This window comes from Rhabdochlamydiaceae symbiont of Dictyostelium giganteum, from assembly GCF_964291045.1.
In the GTDB taxonomy this organism is placed as follows: Bacteria; Chlamydiota; Chlamydiia; order Chlamydiales; family Rhabdochlamydiaceae; genus PALSA-1444.
The window spans coordinates 898,492-916,234 of sequence record NZ_OZ197277.1 but is presented as its reverse complement, the minus strand read 5'-3'; the positions used below and the strand labels follow the sequence as shown (position 1 = coordinate 916,234).

The window sequence follows — 17,743 nt, the reverse complement described above, 5'->3', positions numbered from 1 at the left end:
AAAAGAGAAGTTGCATTGAGAGAGTAAACCGATTATATTGAACGTATAATTTTAAAAAGAGTTTCCAAGTGGAAGAAGAATTTAGACAGTTAGGTCAAGCTTTAAAAGCCAAAAGAGTGGAAAAAAACCTCACGTTAAAAGATGTAAAAAATGGCATTTCTATCGGAGAGTCGGTGTTAGCATCGATTGAAGAGGGGACTCTTGGTGAGAGATTAGCAGCTGTTTATGTCCAAGGATTTATTAAACAGTATGCCACTTTTTTAGGGATTCAAGAAGAAGCGATCAAAAAGAGCTATCCCCATATTTTTCAGCAGCCCTCTAAAAAACACGATTTTTCTTACGGCATTGGGACCCTTGAAATGCGGGTGATTCCGCATAAGGGTGAAGGGAAATTTAAATCCCTTTTTATCAAGATTTTAGGGATTGGAGCCTTTTTACTCTTAACAGGATATATCATTTGGTTCTTTGAACTTGTCTATTGATTTACCTCACGCCTCTTGTGATCAAAACATGAAATGGTATCCTTGGGAAAAAACAACATTTTATCATGCCCAAGAACAAGAAAAGCTCCTTTTTTTATCCATTACCTATGAGACGTGTCATTTTTGCCATGTGATGGAAGAAGAGGTCTTTCAACATCCAGAGGTCATATCTACCTTAAATACAAATTTTATTTCCATTAGAATCGATAAAGACCTGTATCCTGAAGTGAGTAGCTTTTATATGCAGGCATCAGAAAGGTGGTTAAAAGAAAAGACAGGCTGGCCTTTAAACCTCATTCTCACTTCAGATTTAGTGCCGCTTACAGCCTTTACCTACCTTCCTTTAAACGGCTCATTAACACTTCCTTCTTTTTTAACCGTGGTAAAAACAGTTGAAAAAAAGTGGCGCTCTTCTGAAAAAAATCGTTTGTTATCTGAATGCACTCCCACTCTTGATCCTTTTCAAGAAAATAGATCTGTTAAAAAAAGTGGCCTTCCTGTGATGCAAGATCTTGAAAAAGGGGTAGAGGCGTTTTTACAAGTTGCAGATTTTGAGAATGGGGGTATTAAAAATGCCGCCAAATTTCCCCTAGGGTTTCATCTAGAGTTTTTACTGAAGTGGGGGAGAAGGCGCAATCATTCAAAAGTGATGGACTATGTCCTCCTCACAGCAGATAAGATCGCTAAAGGAGGGCTTCATGATGTGCTAGGAGGCGGTTTTTTTCGTTATGCTGTTGATGAAGAGTGGCTTTTTCCGCATTTTGAAAAGACCCTTTATGATAATGCTCTTTTAGCAAGAAGCTTTCTTCTTCTTGGAAGATCACTAGAAGAAAGGGATTACGAATCCCTTGCATTTCAAACATTAGACTATCTCATTTGCCACCTTAAAGCTCCTTGTGGAGGGTTTTATGCAGGAGAAGATTCAGGAAGAGGGCATGAAGAAGAGATGTTTTACACCTGGACTGCTGAAGAGGTTTTAAATCTCCTTCCTGGAAAAGAGGGTGAAATTTTTTGTTCTTATTATAATGTCATGCCGCATCTTGGCTCTCAAGCAAGAAGCACTCTTTATATAGATATGCAAGTAGATGATATTGCAAGAGGCTATCGCACCTCTCTTGAATACATCAAAAAGAGCTTAGCACACTCAAGAGATGTGCTTTTAAAAAAACGGAGTCAAAGAAAAAGACCTCAACCCCATACGCTCATCATTACAGGATATAATGGCCTAGCTATTGACGCGCTTGCATTAGCAGGAGGTCTTTATTTAGATCATGCTATAAAATCGGCTTCTTTCATCAGGGAAAACCTTTTTCAAGAAGGCACTCTCTTTCATGCATGGAGAGAGGGAGAGGCTTTAGGGGAAGCTATTTTAGAAGATTACGCCTGTTTTATTAAAGGCATCATTACTTTGTTTGAAATGACAGGAGATCGGAGCTACCTTCAGCAAGCTATAGATTTAGCAGATCATTTAGAAAAAGAGTTTAAGCGTGAAGGGGAGGGGTTTTACCAAACCGCTCACCGTCAAAAAAGCATCACAAGAATGTATCATTTTCATGATGATGCTTATCCATCTGGAAATAGTGTTCATGCTGAAAATTTGGTAAGACTTCATCTCATTACAGGAGAAAATAGGTTTCAAAAGCAAGTAGAAGAGATTTTTCAAGGAGCCTCTTTTCTTTTAAAAACAGCCGCTCCTCTTTGCTTTTATCAAATGAGCGCTTTATTTCACTACCTGGATAGCGATGCCAAAGTGATCATGATTCAAGAGGGGATAGATGTAAATTTCTCTAATGAGGTGAGACATTTACTACAGAGCGCTTATCTTCCTCACATTACTGTGATCTTTAAAAAAACAGAGGCGCTTTCTTCTTTAAAGAGGCAAAGTAAAGAGCTTAAGAGCGGTTTTGTGATGCTGTGTGAGAAAGATCGGTGCAATCCTTGCTTGACCAAATACGAAGAAGTTGTCAAATTGGTAGATAAACTTAAGAAAAATACAGGATAAACATGGAATCTTCGCATCTTCGCACCCAAAAACATACACTTCAAGTGGGGGACCAGCTGGGAGATTACCGTTTACTTGAGTTACTAGGTTACGGTGCTTTAGGGCAAACATTTACCGCAGAACACAGGTTTTTGCAGAAAAAATTTGTGATTAAGGTGATTGATGCACCTCTGTATCAACATCCACAGTTTTTAAAAAATTTTGAAACGTATATTGCAGAAGTTGCCTTATTAAATCATGATAACCTTCTTCCTTTACAGCATGTCTCAGAAGAGGGAGGCGTTTATTTTATTGTTTCTGAGTGTCTTAGCCCCTCTTTTAAAAACCTTCATACCTATCTAGAAGGTGACAGGGAGCCTCTTTTAGAAAAAGAAATATTAGAGATTGCCCTCCAACTAGCCTCTCTTTTAGATTACGCCCATAAAGAAGATCCCTCAAAAAAAAGAATAGCGCATTTAGCTCTTAAGCCTTCTAATATTCTTGTCGAAATGAAGGGGGCTCATATCACGGTTAAAGTGACAGATTTTGCCCTTTCTTTAGCAGTTGGCCCCTCTTATCTTGCCCATATTTATAACCATATTGCACAGATACCTCAAACTGAAGAGATATCTCAAAATTCTCTCTCTTTTCTTCACCACTACCTTTTTTTATCCCCCGAATTCAGGTGGCAAAAAAAACTAGCTTCCCCTTTTAAAAGTGATATTTACGCTTTTGGTATATTGCTTTATCTCATGCTCACAAGAACTTACCCAGAAGGCGCCTTTGAGCCTGTCTCTACACTAGCTCCGCAGCATAAGCTTCAGTGGGATCCTTTGATCCGTCTTTGTCTTGCAGAAGAGTCCAAACGGATAGAGCAGCTGATGCCTCTCATGCAAGAGCTTTTACAGGGATCTAATGAGAATTTACCCCTTAAGCCTATCCTTAAGCCTAAAGAGATCCAAAAACCTGAATACGACCCCGATCCTGGTGCTATTTTCCACGTGGAAAAGGTGGTGGCGAGATATAACCCCGATCCTCAGAAAAAAGTGTCCATTGAACCGCTTTTAACAGAGATGTGCGTGATTCAAGGAGGGGAGTTTGAAAGAGGCAGTAATAAAGGCGGCCGTGATGAGGCGCCAAGGCACACGGTGTTTTTAAACCCTTATGCTATTGATATCCATCCTGTCACAAATGAGCAGTTTATAAGATTTTTAGAGGAGATGGGCGGAGAAAAAGATCATCATAATAATGATATCATCCGGCTAAGAGAATCGAGAATTAAAAAGGCAGGGGGGCAGATTCTCATTGAGTCAGGATATGCAAAACATCCCGTGGTAGGAGTCTCTTGGTACGGGGCTATGGCGTATGCTAAGTGGGTAGGTAAAAGGCTCCCCTCAGAGGCAGAGTGGGAAATTGCAGCAGCAGGGGGACTGATAAATCCTCTTTATCCAACAGATCTTGATATTGACCGCACACAGGCAAACTTTTTTAGCTCCGATACCACAGCTGTAATGAGTTATCCTCCTAATGGTTACGGTCTTTATGATATGGCAGGCAATGTGTATGAGTGGTGCCAAGATTGGTACGACTACCACTACTATAACACCTCGGTTCAAGAGCCTCATGAGCCTAAAGGGCCACATCAAGGGGTTTACCGTGTGCTAAGAGGCGGATGTTGGAAGAGTCTTAAAGAAGATTTAAGATGCGCGCATCGCCACCGTAATAACCCAGGAACTGTGAATGGAACCTATGGATTTCGATTAGTGGCAGATGTGATTCTTTAATCATCCTTAAAGTGTGAGAGGCAAAAATCCCTGTTTTGCCTCTCACAGATCAAACTGATTTCTGTTTTAGAAAAGTTGCAAAATAATCAAGAACCGTTCATACCCTAAAAAAAGGGAGATAACGTATTGACTGCTCACGAATCTTCACAAGATCAAGTGATTGCTCAGTTAGATAGAGGGGCTTTTAAACGGGTTTTAGGGGTTTTTGATCTTTTTGCGATTGGGTATGGAGACTTAGGCTCTTCGATCTATTATGCTCTAGGGATTACAAGCATCTTTGCTTTAGGATCAACGCCTTTATCTCTTCTTTTAGCAGGCCTAGTATTTAGCTGCACTGCGCTCTCTTATGCAGAAATGACCTCTATTTTCCACGACTCTGGAGGGTCTGCAAGTTACACAAGGAAGCTCTTTAACGATCTCATCTCATTCATTGCAGGGTGGGGACTTTTACTTGATTATATTGTCACCATTGCGATCTCTGCCTTTACGATTGGGCCGTATCTCATGCAATTTTTTCCAGAGCTTAAAGATCCTCTTATGCAAATTGGGGTGACAGTTGGAATCATTGCGCTTCTTTTAGGTATTAATATTTACGGTGTTAAAGACTCTGCAAGGATGAGCTTTTTCTTGATGATCACAACGGTTTTAACGCAATTTTTGATCATTGGGATTGGCCTTTTTTCTATCGAAGATTTTTCTTTATTTTTCTCGCAGCTTAAAATCAATCAAGTGGGATCCCTCTCTTCTCCCACGTGGTCAGGATTTTTTAAGGGGACCGCCATGGCAATGGTGGCCTATACAGGTGTGGAATCGATTGCGCAGCTCAGTGCTGAAACAAAGGCGCCTGCAAAAACGATCCCCAAAGCGATCCTCATCACAACATGTGTGCTCATTTTTATGTATCTTGGGCTCTCATTTGTTGGATTTTCTTTAATTAATCCGTATCAATTTGGAAGAGATTATGAAGAGTTTCCTATTGTGGGTATTGTATCACATTTATCATGGGGAAGTTCATGGCTTGTCCCTTGGACTGCAATACTCAGCGCTGTAACACTCTTTGTTGCAGCAAACGCTGGCCTTATTGGAGCGTCTAGGCTCTCATTTAACATGGGGGAGCACTATCAGCTCCCTAGGTTCTTATACCGCCTTCATAGCCAGTTTAAGACCCCTTACATCGCTCTTTCTTTATTCGCCTCTATTGCGATGATTGTGGTCATGCTCAGCCAAGCTAAAATGAGCTTTTTAGCAGATCTTTATAACTTTGGATCTCAAATTGCGTTTTTTTCGACACATGTCTCTTTAATTTTCCTAAGAATCAAAGAGCCGCATCTTGTAAGACCTTTTAAAGCTCCTTTAAATATTTGGATTAAGGGGAAAGAGATTCCTCTCACAGCCATTATAGGAGCATTAAGTAGTTTAGCGGTTTGGATTTTAGTTGTAATGACTAAGCCTGATGGGAGAAATTTAGGATGCCTCTGGCTTTTAGTAGGTGTGTGTATGTATTTTCTTTACCGTAAAAAGCAAGGGATGACAGTATCAGGGACACTAGAGATTCAAAAGATTAAAATTCCCTCACTTGAACCTGTAAAAATTTCTCAAATCATTGTCCCTATTAAACAAGGAAAACAGATAGAAGTGATGCAAGTAGCTTGCCTTCTAGCTAAACTCTATCACGCTAAAGTCTTAGCGTGTCATATCATTGAAGTGCCTATCTCACTTCCTTTAGAGATGGTGATCCCTCACCGCTTACAAAACGCGGCGCACATCTTAAAGATCATGGAAGCCATTGCAAGAGATCAAGAAGTAGATATTGAAGTTGAAGTGATCCGGGCAAGACACTTTGCTGAGGCCATTGTAGATATTGTCTATTCTTATCAGGGGGATTTAGTCATCTTAGGAATAAACTCAGAAGGATCTATCAGAACAAATTCTCAAAAGCTTCTCCTGGATTCTCTTAAAGCCCTTCCTTGCAAAGTGTGGTTTTGCCGTCAATGAAGAAGAGAGTATTGCACTTTGAATATCTCCATTTTCTTACAAAACATCCATTTAACCTTGATAAGGTCAATATTTTTGATTTAAAGTAAAATGCAAATTAAAAAAATAATATATTTTTAATCTTGGATTAGAAAGGAAAAAAAAGATCAGAATTTTGAGTGGAAGAGGGTTTATGAAGAGGGTGAGTTGTTTGTTTATAAGGGTGTTTGGGGATGGAGGCAAGAAGCGTTTGGGTGTAGGGGTGCTGAGGGTTAGAGAAAATTTCTTGGGTGGGGCCTTGTTCTACAATTTGCCCTAAATGCATGACAGCGACATCGTCTGCAATGTATTTAACCATTCTTAAATCGTGAGAGATGAAAAGGTAGGTGAGTCCATTTTGACTTTGAATCTCTTTGAGTAAGTTAACAATTTGAGCTTGAACAGAGACATCAAGAGCTGCAATGGGTTCATCACACACAATAAATCTTGGGTTTAAAATGAGGGCTCTTGCGATTCCAATCCGTTGTCTTTGCCCTCCGCTAAACTCTTGAGGGTATTTAAACCTGTGAGCTGGATTGAGGCCAACTTGCTCAAATGCTTTAATGATGATGTCTTGATTAATCTCAAGACCATGAATCACTAAAGGTTCAATCACATTATCTTCTACGGTCATACAAGGATTTAAAGAGGCGTAAGGATCTTGGAAGATCATTTGCGCTGTTTGTCTCCATTTTTTTAGCTCCTTAGCTGTATAAGAGAGGAGATTTTCCCCGTTAAAATGCACCATTCCAGATGTTGGCGGAGTAAAATGCAGAAGCATTCTTCCAAGTGTTGATTTTCCAGAGCCGCTCTCTCCTACAAGCCCTAACGTTTTCCCCGCTTCAATTTTTAAAGAGACTCCGTTCACTGCAGTAATTAGCCCCCGAGATGTGGAGTATTGTTTGGTTAAATGGGTTGCAACTAACATAGAATGATTTACCCTTTAGGCTCTTTTAACCAGCAAAGCGAGCGGTGCTTTTGCCCTACAGAAAAAAGAGGAGGCGCTTTTTCATGGCATTTTTGAAATGCGTAAGGGCATCTTGGAGCAAATGGACATCCTACAAGAGGTTTAGATAAATCCGGGGGTGAGCCTGGAATGGTGACAAGTTTATCTTGCGCAGTTAGTGTGGGTATTGCTTTAAGAAGCTGCTCTGTATAGGGGTGAGACGGTTTAAAAAATAAATCGTGAACAGGAGCATCTTCAACAATTTCTCCTGCATACATCACAATGACTCTATCACAAAAAGAGGCGACAATGCTTAAATCGTGGGTAATTAAAATCATGCTCCTTCTCACTTGAAGCTGAGAGAGAAGTTCTAAAATTTGCGCTTGAACAGTCACATCAAGAGCTGTTGTTGGTTCATCTGCAATTAAGAGTTGAGGGGATGCTGCTAGTGCTATGGCAATTAATACCCTTTGCCTTAACCCGCCGCTTAGTTCATGAGGGTATTGATGCAGGCGAAGTTCGGGTTGAGATATTCCCACCTGATAGAGGAGCTCTAACACTTTGGCGTTTGCTTGAGCTTTTGAGGCGTTTGGAAAGTGCAGCTTAAACCCTTCAATGATCTGTTTTCCAATTTTTAACGTGGGATTTAAAAAGGTGAGGGGGTCTTGAAACACCATTCCAATCTCTTTTCCCCTCACTTTTTGAAGCTGCTTTTCACTCATCGAAGAGAGGATTTTTCCATCATATTCAATTTCACCAGACGTGATGGAAACCCCTTGAGGAAGGAGCTTAACAATGGATCTGACTAGAAGGGTTTTTCCGCTACCTGATTCTCCAACAATCCCGAGTTTTTCTCCTTCTTTTAAAGAAAAACTTACATTGCGGATCACTTTCCAGGGTTGAGTTTTATTCTCAACGGAAATTTCTAAATTTTTAATATCTAAAATTGTCTTCATCGTTTTAGTCGAGGATCAAAGGCATTTCGAACCCCATCTCCAATAATATTAAAGCATAGCATGGTTAGACTAATGAAAAAAGCAGGGAAAAAAAGTCGCCACGGATAATAACGGAGTGCAGAGAGGCCATCACTTGCCATTGTCCCCCAGCTAGCGATCGGAGCTTGAACGCCAAGTCCTAAAAAACTTAAAAAAGCTTCAGCAAAAATAGCAGAGGGGATGGTAAAGGTCATGGTGGTAATGATGGGGCCCATGGCATTTGGAAGTAAATGCCGAAAGAGAAGTCTTAAGTTAGAAGCTCCAAGAGCAATAGCAGCTTGTGCATAGTCAAGCTCTTGAAGGTAAAGAATTTGAGCTCTTGTGACCCGTGCCATAGGAATCCATCCTGTAAGACTTAAGGCGATAATAATTGTGTAAAGGCCTGGCTCTAAAACAACAGTTAGAAGAATGACAACAAGAAGATACGGTATAGAGTAAATGATATCTGCAATCCGCATCATGCATTCATCGATGCGGCCTCTTTTTCTCCCGGCGATAGAGCCATACACAACCCCCACAAATAGATCAATGCTTGCTGCCATGAGCCCAACAAATAAAGAGATTCTCGCTCCCCACCAAACCCTTGTAAAAATGTCCCTTCCTAACTCATCAGACCCAAACCAAAACATCCAAGAAGGGGGGCGATTTTTTAGGGGAAGGTGGGTTTCATAGTAGGTGTATTTAGAAAAAAAGGGTCCAATGATGGCCATGATGAATAAAATTAAGAGTAGGGTCAGCGCAACGACCGCATTTTTTTGCGATTTAAAGCGATGCCAAGACATCGTAAAATACGAAAATTTCTGTTGTTTATTCATAAACTTGGGTTTTTATGCGAGGATCCAGCAATGAATATAAAACATCGACAATAAAAACACATACCATTAAGAAGCTGCTATAAAAAATTGTCATCGCCATGATTAAGGAATAATCTCTATTTGCAACACTCATGACAAACCATTGCCCAAGCCCTGGGATCCCAAAAATTTTTTCCACGACAAAACTTCCTGTGAGGACATTGGCAATTAAAGGACCCAAATAAGAGATCACCGGAAGAAGACTATTTCTTAGAGCATGATGAAGGATAATCTTTGTCATCGATAACCCTTTAGCCTTTGCGGTGAGAATGTAGTCTTGCTGAAGCACTTCAATTAAACTCGATTGAGTCAGTCTTGTAATGATGGTTGTCGGCAGTGCAGAAAGCGTGAGGGCTGGAAGAATGGTGTGCTGAAATGTTTCCCATCTAGCGACAGGAAAAAGATCAAGCTGCATAGCAAAAATGTATTGCAGTAACGAGGCTAAGATAAAGCTTGGGACAGAAATTCCAATGACAGATATTAACATAATAACCCTCTGTTGCCACTGCCCATTTTTTAAGGCGGCAAGAGAGCCTAAAAAAAGCCCTAAAGGTATCGCGATAAAAAGCGCTTCAAAGCCAAGTGTTAATGAAATAGGAAACCCGTCTCTAATGATGTCATTAGCTGTTCTAGATTGATATTTAAACGAAGGGCCTAAATCTCCTTTCAAAAGATTAGAGGCGTACGTGACATATTGTTCCCATAAGGGCTTATCAAGACCATAGTGACGTGACATGGCTTGCAAAATTTCTGGAGGAACGGTTTCCTCGTCAGTTAAAGGGTCTCCTGGAATTGCGTGCGAGAGGAAAAATGTCAGGGTCATGACACTCCAAAGCGAGCAAAGCAAGATCGTAATTTTTTTTAGTAGATGCTTAAACACAAAAAATACTGTATACTTCTTTCAGAATTATGAAAAGAGTCAAAATTAATCAAAATAAAATACATATGACAAGTCTTGGTTGTGCAAGAAATCTTGTTGATAGTGAAGTGATGCTAGGAATCCTTTTAAAAGCAGGCTATGAGCCCGTAGCAGAACTGGAAGAGGCCGATTTTCTCATTGTGAACACCTGCGGCTTTTTGCAAGAAGCTAGAGAAGAGTCATGTCAAACCATTGATACCCTTTTAACCCATAAGAAAAAAGGGGCCAAAGTGATTGTGGCAGGTTGCATGGTCCAAAAATATGGCCCTGAAATTCGGCAGCGGTTTCCAGAAGTGCACTACTTCCTGGGATCAGGAGATATGGAAAAAATTCTGGACGCTGTTTCAACACCTGAAGAAGGTGAAGTGATTTCTTCTGCAAAAAGTTATCTAGAATGGGGAGAAATTCCGCGTCAACTCTCGACTCCAAGCCATTTTGCTTATCTTAAGATTGCAGAAGGGTGCATGAAACGGTGTGCTTTTTGTATTATTCCTCAAATCAAAGGCCCTTTAAAATCTAAATCGATGGCTCAAGTGGTTAAAGAGTTTGAAGCGCTTTTAGCAAGAGGTGTGCATGAAATCATTTTAATTGCACAAGACTTAGGGGACTTTGGAAAAGATCGGAAAGAAACGGATGCTTTAGAAGAGCTCCTTAAAGCCCTCCTTTCAAATCCAAAGAAATTTTGGTTAAGACTCCTTTACCTTTACCCAGATGAAATCACTCCAGGGATCATGGATCTTTTAGAAAAAGATCCAAGACTGTGTCAATATTTTGATATGCCCATTCAACATGTGAGCAACAAAATATTAAAATCGATGAGAAGAAAAACATCTAAAGAGCACATTGTAGATACAATTACAACGCTTAGAAACCGTTTTCCTCATATCGTGTTAAGAACAAGTTTAATGGTGGGCTTTCCAGGAGAGACGGAAGACGATTTTGAAGAACTCTTAGAGTTTGTGAAAACTTATCCTCTTGATAACATCGGCGTCTTTAAGTATTCAAAAGAAGAAGAGTCTCACTCTGCAACACTTCCGAATCACGTTCCTGAAGAGGTTAAACAAGACCGTTTTGAGCGGCTTGTCAAGCTTCAGCAAGAGATTTTAGACAAAAGGCTAAAAAGCTACATTGGAAGAACTCTTGAGGTGATTGTGGAAGGGTACCATCCAGATTCTCCTTACTTGATGAAAGGAAGATTTTATGGACAGTGTCCTGAGATTGATGGTCATATCATCATTAACGACACAAGAGCTGTTAAGTCTTTTGGTAAGCTCTACCAAGTGGAAATTACAGATGTTGCAGGATATGATCTCATAGGATCTGCAATTGCCCCCGTTAAAAAAACAGGATCTTCTAAGTTATGTCTTATGTCATCCTAAAAGAGGGTAAGGAAAAGTCTATATTGAATAAACACCCCTGGATTTTTTCAGGGGCGATTCAATCAAGACCTTCTCACGCGCCAGGAGATATTTTCCCTGTCTACTCTTTTCAAGAAAAACTGCTGGGACACGCTTACTTTCATCCAGAAAATTCCATTGCAGGAAGGATGATCAACTTTGATAAAACAGATCCTTTAGTCTCTTTAGCACAGTTAATGAAGCAAGCGATTTTAATGAGAGATTTGCTTGTTTTAGAATCTGCAAGAAGACTCATCAACGCAGAATCCGATGAACTGCCTGGTTTAATTGTTGATCAATATGAAGACACGCTCGTCATTTCTATCTCGACATGGGGTATGGAGCGTCTCAAACCCCACATCATCAAAAATCTAAAAGAACTTTGTCATCCTAAAGCCATTTATGAAAAATCGGTATCGGCAGCAAGAAGACAAGAGGGGCTTTTAGATACAAAAGGGCTTCTTTATGGAGAAGCGATTAAAGAGCTGTGGATTAAAGAAAATGGGCTCTCTTTTCTTGTGCGTCCTCTTGAAGGGCAAAAGACAGGATTTTTCATTGATCAAAGAGAGATGCGTAAAGAGGTGTGTCATTTGAGCCAAGGGGCAAGGGTACTTAACTGTTTTGCTTATACAGGCGGCTTTTCTCTCTCTGCTCTCAAAGGAGGAGCTATTTCTGTGACAAGTGTTGAAATTTCAGAAGAGGCGTGTCATTTGATGAAAAGACATGCGTTTGATGAAGGTAAGCACACCATTCAAAATAGCGATGTCTTTACCTTTTTAGAAGAAGATCCTTTAGATTTTGATCTTGTGATTTTAGATCCTCCAGCGTTTGTGAAAAAGCGGCAAGATATTGCTCAAGCATCGAGTGGATACCGTGAGCTTCATAGACATGTCTTTCAAAAGATGCCAGCGCAGTCGATTCTTGTGACAAGTAGCTGCTCAGCTTATATGGATCAAGATTTATTTCAACAAATTATTTTTCAAGCTGCAGCAGAAACAGGGAGGCATGTAAGGATTTTACGCAGGCATATGCAAGCGTTTGATCACCCTGTATCGCTGTATCATCCAGAAGGGGACTATTTAAAGAGCCTAATTTTATTCCTTGAATAGAAAGGCAACTCATTCCATGCTCTTCTTAAGAGATCATCACCTTTTAAGGAGTTTCTATGGAATTGTGGAAATTATTGATTGCTGTGCTTGGTGGATTTCAATTCGGGTATGCAGTTGCGATTATGGCAAGTGCGATTTTATTTCTTACCCCAGCCTATAACTTAGGCTTAACTCAACAAGGGTTTGTTGTAAGTTCTGTCCTCATGGGAGCCCTAGCTGGCTCTTTAGCAGGAGGCGATATTGCCGATTTTTTTGGGAGAAAAAAAGGTCAGCAAGGCGTTGCCCTCCTCTTTTTTATAGGAGCTCTGATGGTGAGCTTGGCAACTGATGTCACCGTCATCATCTTAGGAAGAATCATCCAAGGGGTAGCGCTAGGTATCATTTCTGTCATAGGGCCGATGTACATTGCTGAAATGGCTCCTTCTAAAGAGAGGGGAAAGCTTGTAGCCTACTATCAATTAGCTCTTACTTTAGGGATACTTGTTGCCTATGGCACTGGGTATATGCTCTCTGGTAATGGGTCTTGGAGAATGATGTTTGCTTTATCCCTCATTCCTGCAGTAGTGCACTTTGTAGGATTTATCTTTCTTCCTGATTCTAAAAAACCGGTTAAAGCCTCTACTAAAGTATCTACTCAAGAATCAAAGTTCTCTTGGAAGGCGCTTTTAGATCCTGTCTATCAAAAACCGCTTCTGATTGCGCTTTTTATCAGCAGCTTTCAGCAGCTGACAGGGATTAATGCAGTGCTGTATTTTGCTCCCTCTATTTTTAAATTGTGCGGGTTTCATACCGCCTCTCAAGCCATTTTTTCTGCCGTTTTAATCGGGGCTGTAAATTTTTTCTCCACGATTATTTCTCTTTTTCTCATTGATACCAAAGGTAGGAAATTCTTACTACAGGTAGGATTATCTGGCATGATTGTAGCGCTACTATTTTTAAGTTTTGCATTTTTTCCAAGAACACCAGCGTCCTTGTTAGCAACATTTAGCTTAATGCTCTACATTGCCTGTTTTGCCATTAGCTTAGGTCCTATTCCTCAGCTGATGATTTCAGAACTGTTTCCTCAAAATATCCGGGCAAAAGCATACTCTCTTTGTATGTTAGTGAGCTGGATCTGCAATTTCTTAGTGGTCTTCACTTTTATGGATTTAAGCCATCTTTTATCTCAATCAGGGATATTTTTTCTCTATGGCCTGTTTAGTTTAGCCACCCTTTTATTTGTCTGGGTAAAAACTCCAGAGACTAAAGGTATTGTCCTCGAATAGATTCTATACTATTTTTTAAGAGCTGATTTTTTGAGGAAAAGTCAGCTCTTTTTTCAGTTTTCTATAAAAGAGTTTTTCGCCTAGACTAGCAGCTCAACATATCATGGTGTTTTTGAATCAAGGAACGTATTATGTTATCAGCTGCCCAATCCTCAAAATCTATAGTCCCTCATGCACAGCCAGTTTATTTGAGGCTCTCTCATAATGAAAATAATATCTTTGAAGAAAAGCAAACTGTAGAAGAGGGGAGTATTCAACATTCTCCTGATTACTCTATTTCTCAGGGAGGTGAAATTCCCTCTAAACGGAGCTCTTCATTAGAAAGAGAGTTAAAAGAGCTGTCTGAAATTTGTAAATCTCTTCATTTAGAAAAAGATCAAGATATCGCTGATCTAAAAGAAAATACTCCTTCTCAAGAATTTTGCTTACATGAAGCAGCTTCTAAGGGAGATCTTTCCTTTATAAAGCAAGAGATCGCTTCTAAAAAATCTATCGACACTTTAAATCTTTTTCAACAAACGCCCCTTTACTTAGCAGTGATCCATAATCATCTAGATGTTGTATGTTATTTACTTGATATGGGAGTAAGCCCTCTATTTCCAAAGGGGATTCAAGAGACCCTTCTTCATGTTATAGCCTTTTATGGATATGAAGAGATGCTAAGAAAGGTGATTGTTTATCCAGAAATACAAAAACTTTTAGATATAAAAGATCGAGAAGGGAGGCAGCCTCTTCATAAAGTATTTTTCAAAAAACCCCATTCTCAAATTGTGCAAATTTTATTAGAAGCTGGAGCGTGTGCCAATGAGACAGATTATCAAGGATATAAGCCTTTACACTGGGCGGCTCAAAAAGGGTGTTTAAATAGTGTAAAAATTTTACTAAAAAAAGAAGTGTCCATAGCACACTCTAAGCTTGATGCATGTTTATTAAATCCCTCTTTAGTTGAAAAAAAGAAAGCGTTATCTCAAGAAAGCCTCTCTGATAGATCTTTATTTTCTCAATCAGAAAAACTCATTGATGCCATAGATCTTTTTCAAAGAACTCCTCTTCATTTAGCTGCGATTCATGGCCATCTAGATGTTGTATGTTATTTACTTAATGAAGGAGCAAATCCTGTATTTTCAAAAGAGACCCAAGAGACGATCCTTCATGTGGCAGCTTTTTATGGACATAAAGATATTATTCAAAAAATTATAACCCGTCCGAATGTGAAAGAATTGCTAAAGATAAAGGATAAAAAAGGAAGGCAACCACTTCATAAAGTATTTTTTCATCGTCCTGATCCTCAAGTCGTGCGTATCTTATTAGAAGCTAAAGCACCTATAAATGAGCCCGATGATGAAGGCTACACTCCTTTATATTGGGCAGCTCAGCAAAAATGTGTAGAAAGTGTAGATCTTTTATTGCAGAAAGGAGCCTTTATAATCTGTAGGGATAATGGCTGTGAAACATCCCTTGATCAGTTATTTATCCATGGCCAATATGAGAAGATTCATCAAATACTTGATATTCCCTCTCCAGCATCAATACCCGTAACTTCAGATAAGCTTTCCTATTATACAAACTGCTTATTAAAGGCTAAGAAAACAGGTTCTATCAAAGAACAGATATTGGTATTAATCAAGCTAAGTGACTACTCTATGCAGGAGAGTCATGAGGTAGATCATAACAAACCTTTAAGAAAATTCCAGGCCATTCTTAATGCGGCAAAATTTTTAAACTGTGCCTTAGCTATTTTAAAAAACAATATAGAATGCAATTACTATCAAGAACTTGAAGCTGCTATCATAAGAAAAATAGGTTTAATTGAACAAAATTTTATTGAAAATCAAGGTTTTATAGCTCCAAAAGAGAATCATTTAATAGAAGGATACCGTCTTTATCTTAAAACAAGCCGGATGGCATGTTCTTCAGAAATGAAAGACTCTTTTATAGCTTCTAAAAACCTGACTCAACATTTGGCCAATCTTATGAAGAGTTTAATTCAACAAGGAATTGCTATTTTTGGAGAGCCTCCCGTCAGATGGACAGCAATGAGCCTGGGATCAATGGCAAGAAAAGAGATGTGTCCTTATTCAGATCTGGATTATGGATTTCTGATTGAATCTGCTACCCCAGAAGCGTTAGTGTATTTTAAAAGATTGTCTTGGTTTTTACAATTACGCATCACAAATCTTGGAGAAACTCCTTACCCTATTTTTGGAGAATTAGAGCCAAGCCCAACTCCTAAGGGATTTCGTTTTGATGGAATTGGGGAAAATGAGCTGATTGGAACTCCTAGCTATTTTATTCAGTTTCTTACAACTAAAAAAATGAATGAGAATATTATTTTTACCAATGCTCTTTATAGCACAGGCTATATAGACGGTGATCTTCAGCTTATTAAGCAATATGAAGAGGAGCGAGATCGTATTAGCTGTGAAAAAATAGATCCAGCCTCAAAGCCATTTCATGAAATACTGGGTATGTATCTTTTAAAAGAGCATCTTTTAGAGTTTAAGCCCAACCTCTCAATAGAAAAAGAAAAGCTCAAGGCATTTGGAATTAAAAAAGAGCTCTACCGTCCTATCCAAGAGGTAATCAATAGCCTTGCTTTATTTTTTAATATTAAAGAGAAAAACAGTTTAGACCGTATTGATGCTTTGGTTAAGCTTAATGTATTTTCTGAAAATGGCGCTCAAAAAATTAAAGACGCCTTTCATCATGTTTTATTATTAAGAATCAAAGCACATCTATTTTATCAAAGTGAAGAGGAAATTGTATTTCATAGAGAGTCTCATCAAAATAAAGATCCTCATAAATTCTACATTGATCCATCTATAGAAAAGCAACTTACTCAAATTTATGACTTTATTGAACCATTTTTTCATGCGATAAAAAAATTTACGGATCTACCTTATAAGGAAACTCTTGATAAGGAAACATTTGATGCTCATATAGATTACAACAATATCTTCAGGCAAAGTCATGCTCAGGAATTGAAAAAGCATATTCAACGATCTCTTGCCTTGAATACAGATGCAATAGAAAATTTACTGGAAATAAGTTCCTTAGGAGAGAGCCCTCTTGAAAGGGCTCAGCAAGCGCTTACCCTTGCACAGCAGCTTGAAGAAGGAATTCAAAAAGATAAGATTATTGCTAGGTGTTACAGTTATATTGCGACAGCATTACTCAAGATGAAAAAGCATAAAGAATTTGAACAAGCATATAAACAGCTGAATGCAGTCTTACTCAAATTTGGTAAAAATTATACATTATTTTCACTAGCTAAAGATTATAACCACGCAGGTCACCATTTAAAAGATCTTGAACAATATTTAGAGGCTCAAAGGGAATTTATTCGCGCAATTCAGTGCATAGGAGAGCTGAGAGGTTTTATCAAATATGATAAACAACTTGGACGCGAAAATTACCAAGAACTTCACGCAGATAGCTGCATGAACCTAGGGTTTTTACTTGAAGTAACCCATGAGCATTCCCTAGAGATTGCTATTGGATGCTATGAAGAAGCTCTTTTAGCAAAACTTAGCTATCCAAAAGAGAATATTCTCAATGTTTCAATTAAAGGAAAGCGAGAAAAACAGCTTGAAATTAGTGATATTTTTACACAAATAGGTGCTCTCTATTTTAAGGTAAAAAAACCTAACCGAGCTATTTGGAATCATAGAAAGGCTTTAAACATTTTACTCTCCATGAAGGAAAAAAACAGTTCTCTTATAGGTGACTATGCTCATAGTATAGGAGCTTATTTACATGAAATCGGCAAATTAAGAGAAGCTATTATATTTTATCAAAAAGCCATTGAAATCCGCAAAGCTGCTAAAGCTTCTTTGGAAGAGCTTTTCCCTACCTCTCAAGCTGTCTGTATAGCTTATATGCAAGCTAGTCGTCTTGAGGGAGATGATTGCATTCTATTGGGGAGTTTAACTGATGTTGATTATTTTAAATTAGCGCCAGTACCCGAATGATTGATACGGTATCATGCTATCAGCAAG

At 39.0% G+C, this 17,743-nt stretch carries 12 protein-coding genes; 8 read left to right on the top strand and 4 right to left on the bottom strand.

The window, feature by feature from the left end; translation table 11 throughout:
* The first annotated feature begins 68 nt into the window (after positions 1-68).
* The 4 genes from ACI7T6_RS03140 (at position 69) to ACI7T6_RS03125 (ending at position 6,242) form a co-directional block, all read left to right on the top strand.
* A complete protein-coding gene (locus ACI7T6_RS03140; RefSeq protein ID WP_404664967.1) occupies positions 69-482 on the top strand; it encodes a helix-turn-helix domain-containing protein in 414 nt (137 codons plus the stop codon).
* Positions 472-2,484, top strand: coding sequence for a thioredoxin domain-containing protein (locus ACI7T6_RS03135; RefSeq protein WP_404664966.1), 2,013 nt, complete (start codon positions 472-474; stop codon positions 2,482-2,484). Before ACI7T6_RS03140 ends, ACI7T6_RS03135 begins: the two co-directional genes overlap by 11 nt.
* Positions 2,485-2,486: 2 nt before the next feature.
* Positions 2,487-4,247, top strand: a complete 1,761-nt coding sequence (locus ACI7T6_RS03130; protein ID WP_404664965.1) for a bifunctional serine/threonine-protein kinase/formylglycine-generating enzyme family protein — start codon at positions 2,487-2,489, stop codon at positions 4,245-4,247.
* 126 nt (positions 4,248-4,373) lie between these two features.
* Positions 4,374-6,242, top strand: coding sequence for an amino acid permease (locus ACI7T6_RS03125; RefSeq protein ID WP_404664964.1), 1,869 nt, complete (start codon positions 4,374-4,376; stop codon positions 6,240-6,242).
* A 127-nt stretch (positions 6,243-6,369) separates the two neighbouring features.
* Here the strand turns inward: ACI7T6_RS03125 and ACI7T6_RS03120 are convergent, their stop codons facing one another.
* From ACI7T6_RS03120 to ACI7T6_RS03105, 4 genes are read right to left on the bottom strand one after another with little or no spacing between them, the layout of a single operon-like run.
* Positions 6,370-7,188: an ATP-binding cassette domain-containing protein gene (locus tag ACI7T6_RS03120; RefSeq protein ID WP_404664963.1), complete on the bottom strand. Its 819-nt coding sequence runs from the start codon at positions 7,186-7,188 to the stop codon at positions 6,370-6,372.
* 8 nt (positions 7,189-7,196) lie between these two features.
* On the bottom strand, positions 7,197-8,162 hold the full coding sequence (locus ACI7T6_RS03115; RefSeq protein ID WP_404664962.1) for an ABC transporter ATP-binding protein: 966 nt from the start codon (positions 8,160-8,162) through the stop codon (positions 7,197-7,199).
* Positions 8,159-9,016, bottom strand: a complete 858-nt coding sequence (locus tag ACI7T6_RS03110; protein WP_404664961.1) for an ABC transporter permease — start codon at positions 9,014-9,016, stop codon at positions 8,159-8,161. Before ACI7T6_RS03110 ends, ACI7T6_RS03115 begins: the two co-directional genes overlap by 4 nt.
* Complete coding sequence (locus ACI7T6_RS03105; RefSeq protein ID WP_404664960.1) at positions 9,009-9,935, bottom strand: ABC transporter permease; 927 nt, start codon at positions 9,933-9,935, stop codon at positions 9,009-9,011. The genes ACI7T6_RS03110 and ACI7T6_RS03105 overlap by 8 nt, the downstream gene beginning before the upstream one ends.
* A gap of 29 nt (positions 9,936-9,964) precedes the next feature.
* On the opposite strand from ACI7T6_RS03105, the gene rimO reads away from it, so the two are divergent.
* From rimO to ACI7T6_RS03085, 4 genes are all read left to right on the top strand, one after another.
* Entirely contained in the window at positions 9,965-11,353 is a 1,389-nt protein-coding gene (rimO, locus tag ACI7T6_RS03100; protein WP_404664959.1) for a 30S ribosomal protein S12 methylthiotransferase RimO, read from the top strand.
* Entirely contained in the window at positions 11,335-12,480 is a 1,146-nt protein-coding gene (locus ACI7T6_RS03095; protein ID WP_404664958.1) for a class I SAM-dependent rRNA methyltransferase, read from the top strand. The genes rimO and ACI7T6_RS03095 overlap by 19 nt, the downstream gene beginning before the upstream one ends.
* Before the next feature lie 56 nt (positions 12,481-12,536).
* Positions 12,537-13,745: a sugar porter family MFS transporter gene (locus ACI7T6_RS03090; RefSeq protein WP_404664957.1), complete on the top strand. Its 1,209-nt coding sequence runs from the start codon at positions 12,537-12,539 to the stop codon at positions 13,743-13,745.
* Between the two features lie 131 nt (positions 13,746-13,876).
* Positions 13,877-17,716 (top strand): ankyrin repeat domain-containing protein, encoded by a 3,840-nt coding sequence (locus ACI7T6_RS03085; RefSeq protein WP_404664956.1) that lies wholly within the window; start codon positions 13,877-13,879, stop codon positions 17,714-17,716.
* The last annotated feature ends 27 nt before the right edge of the window (positions 17,717-17,743 follow it).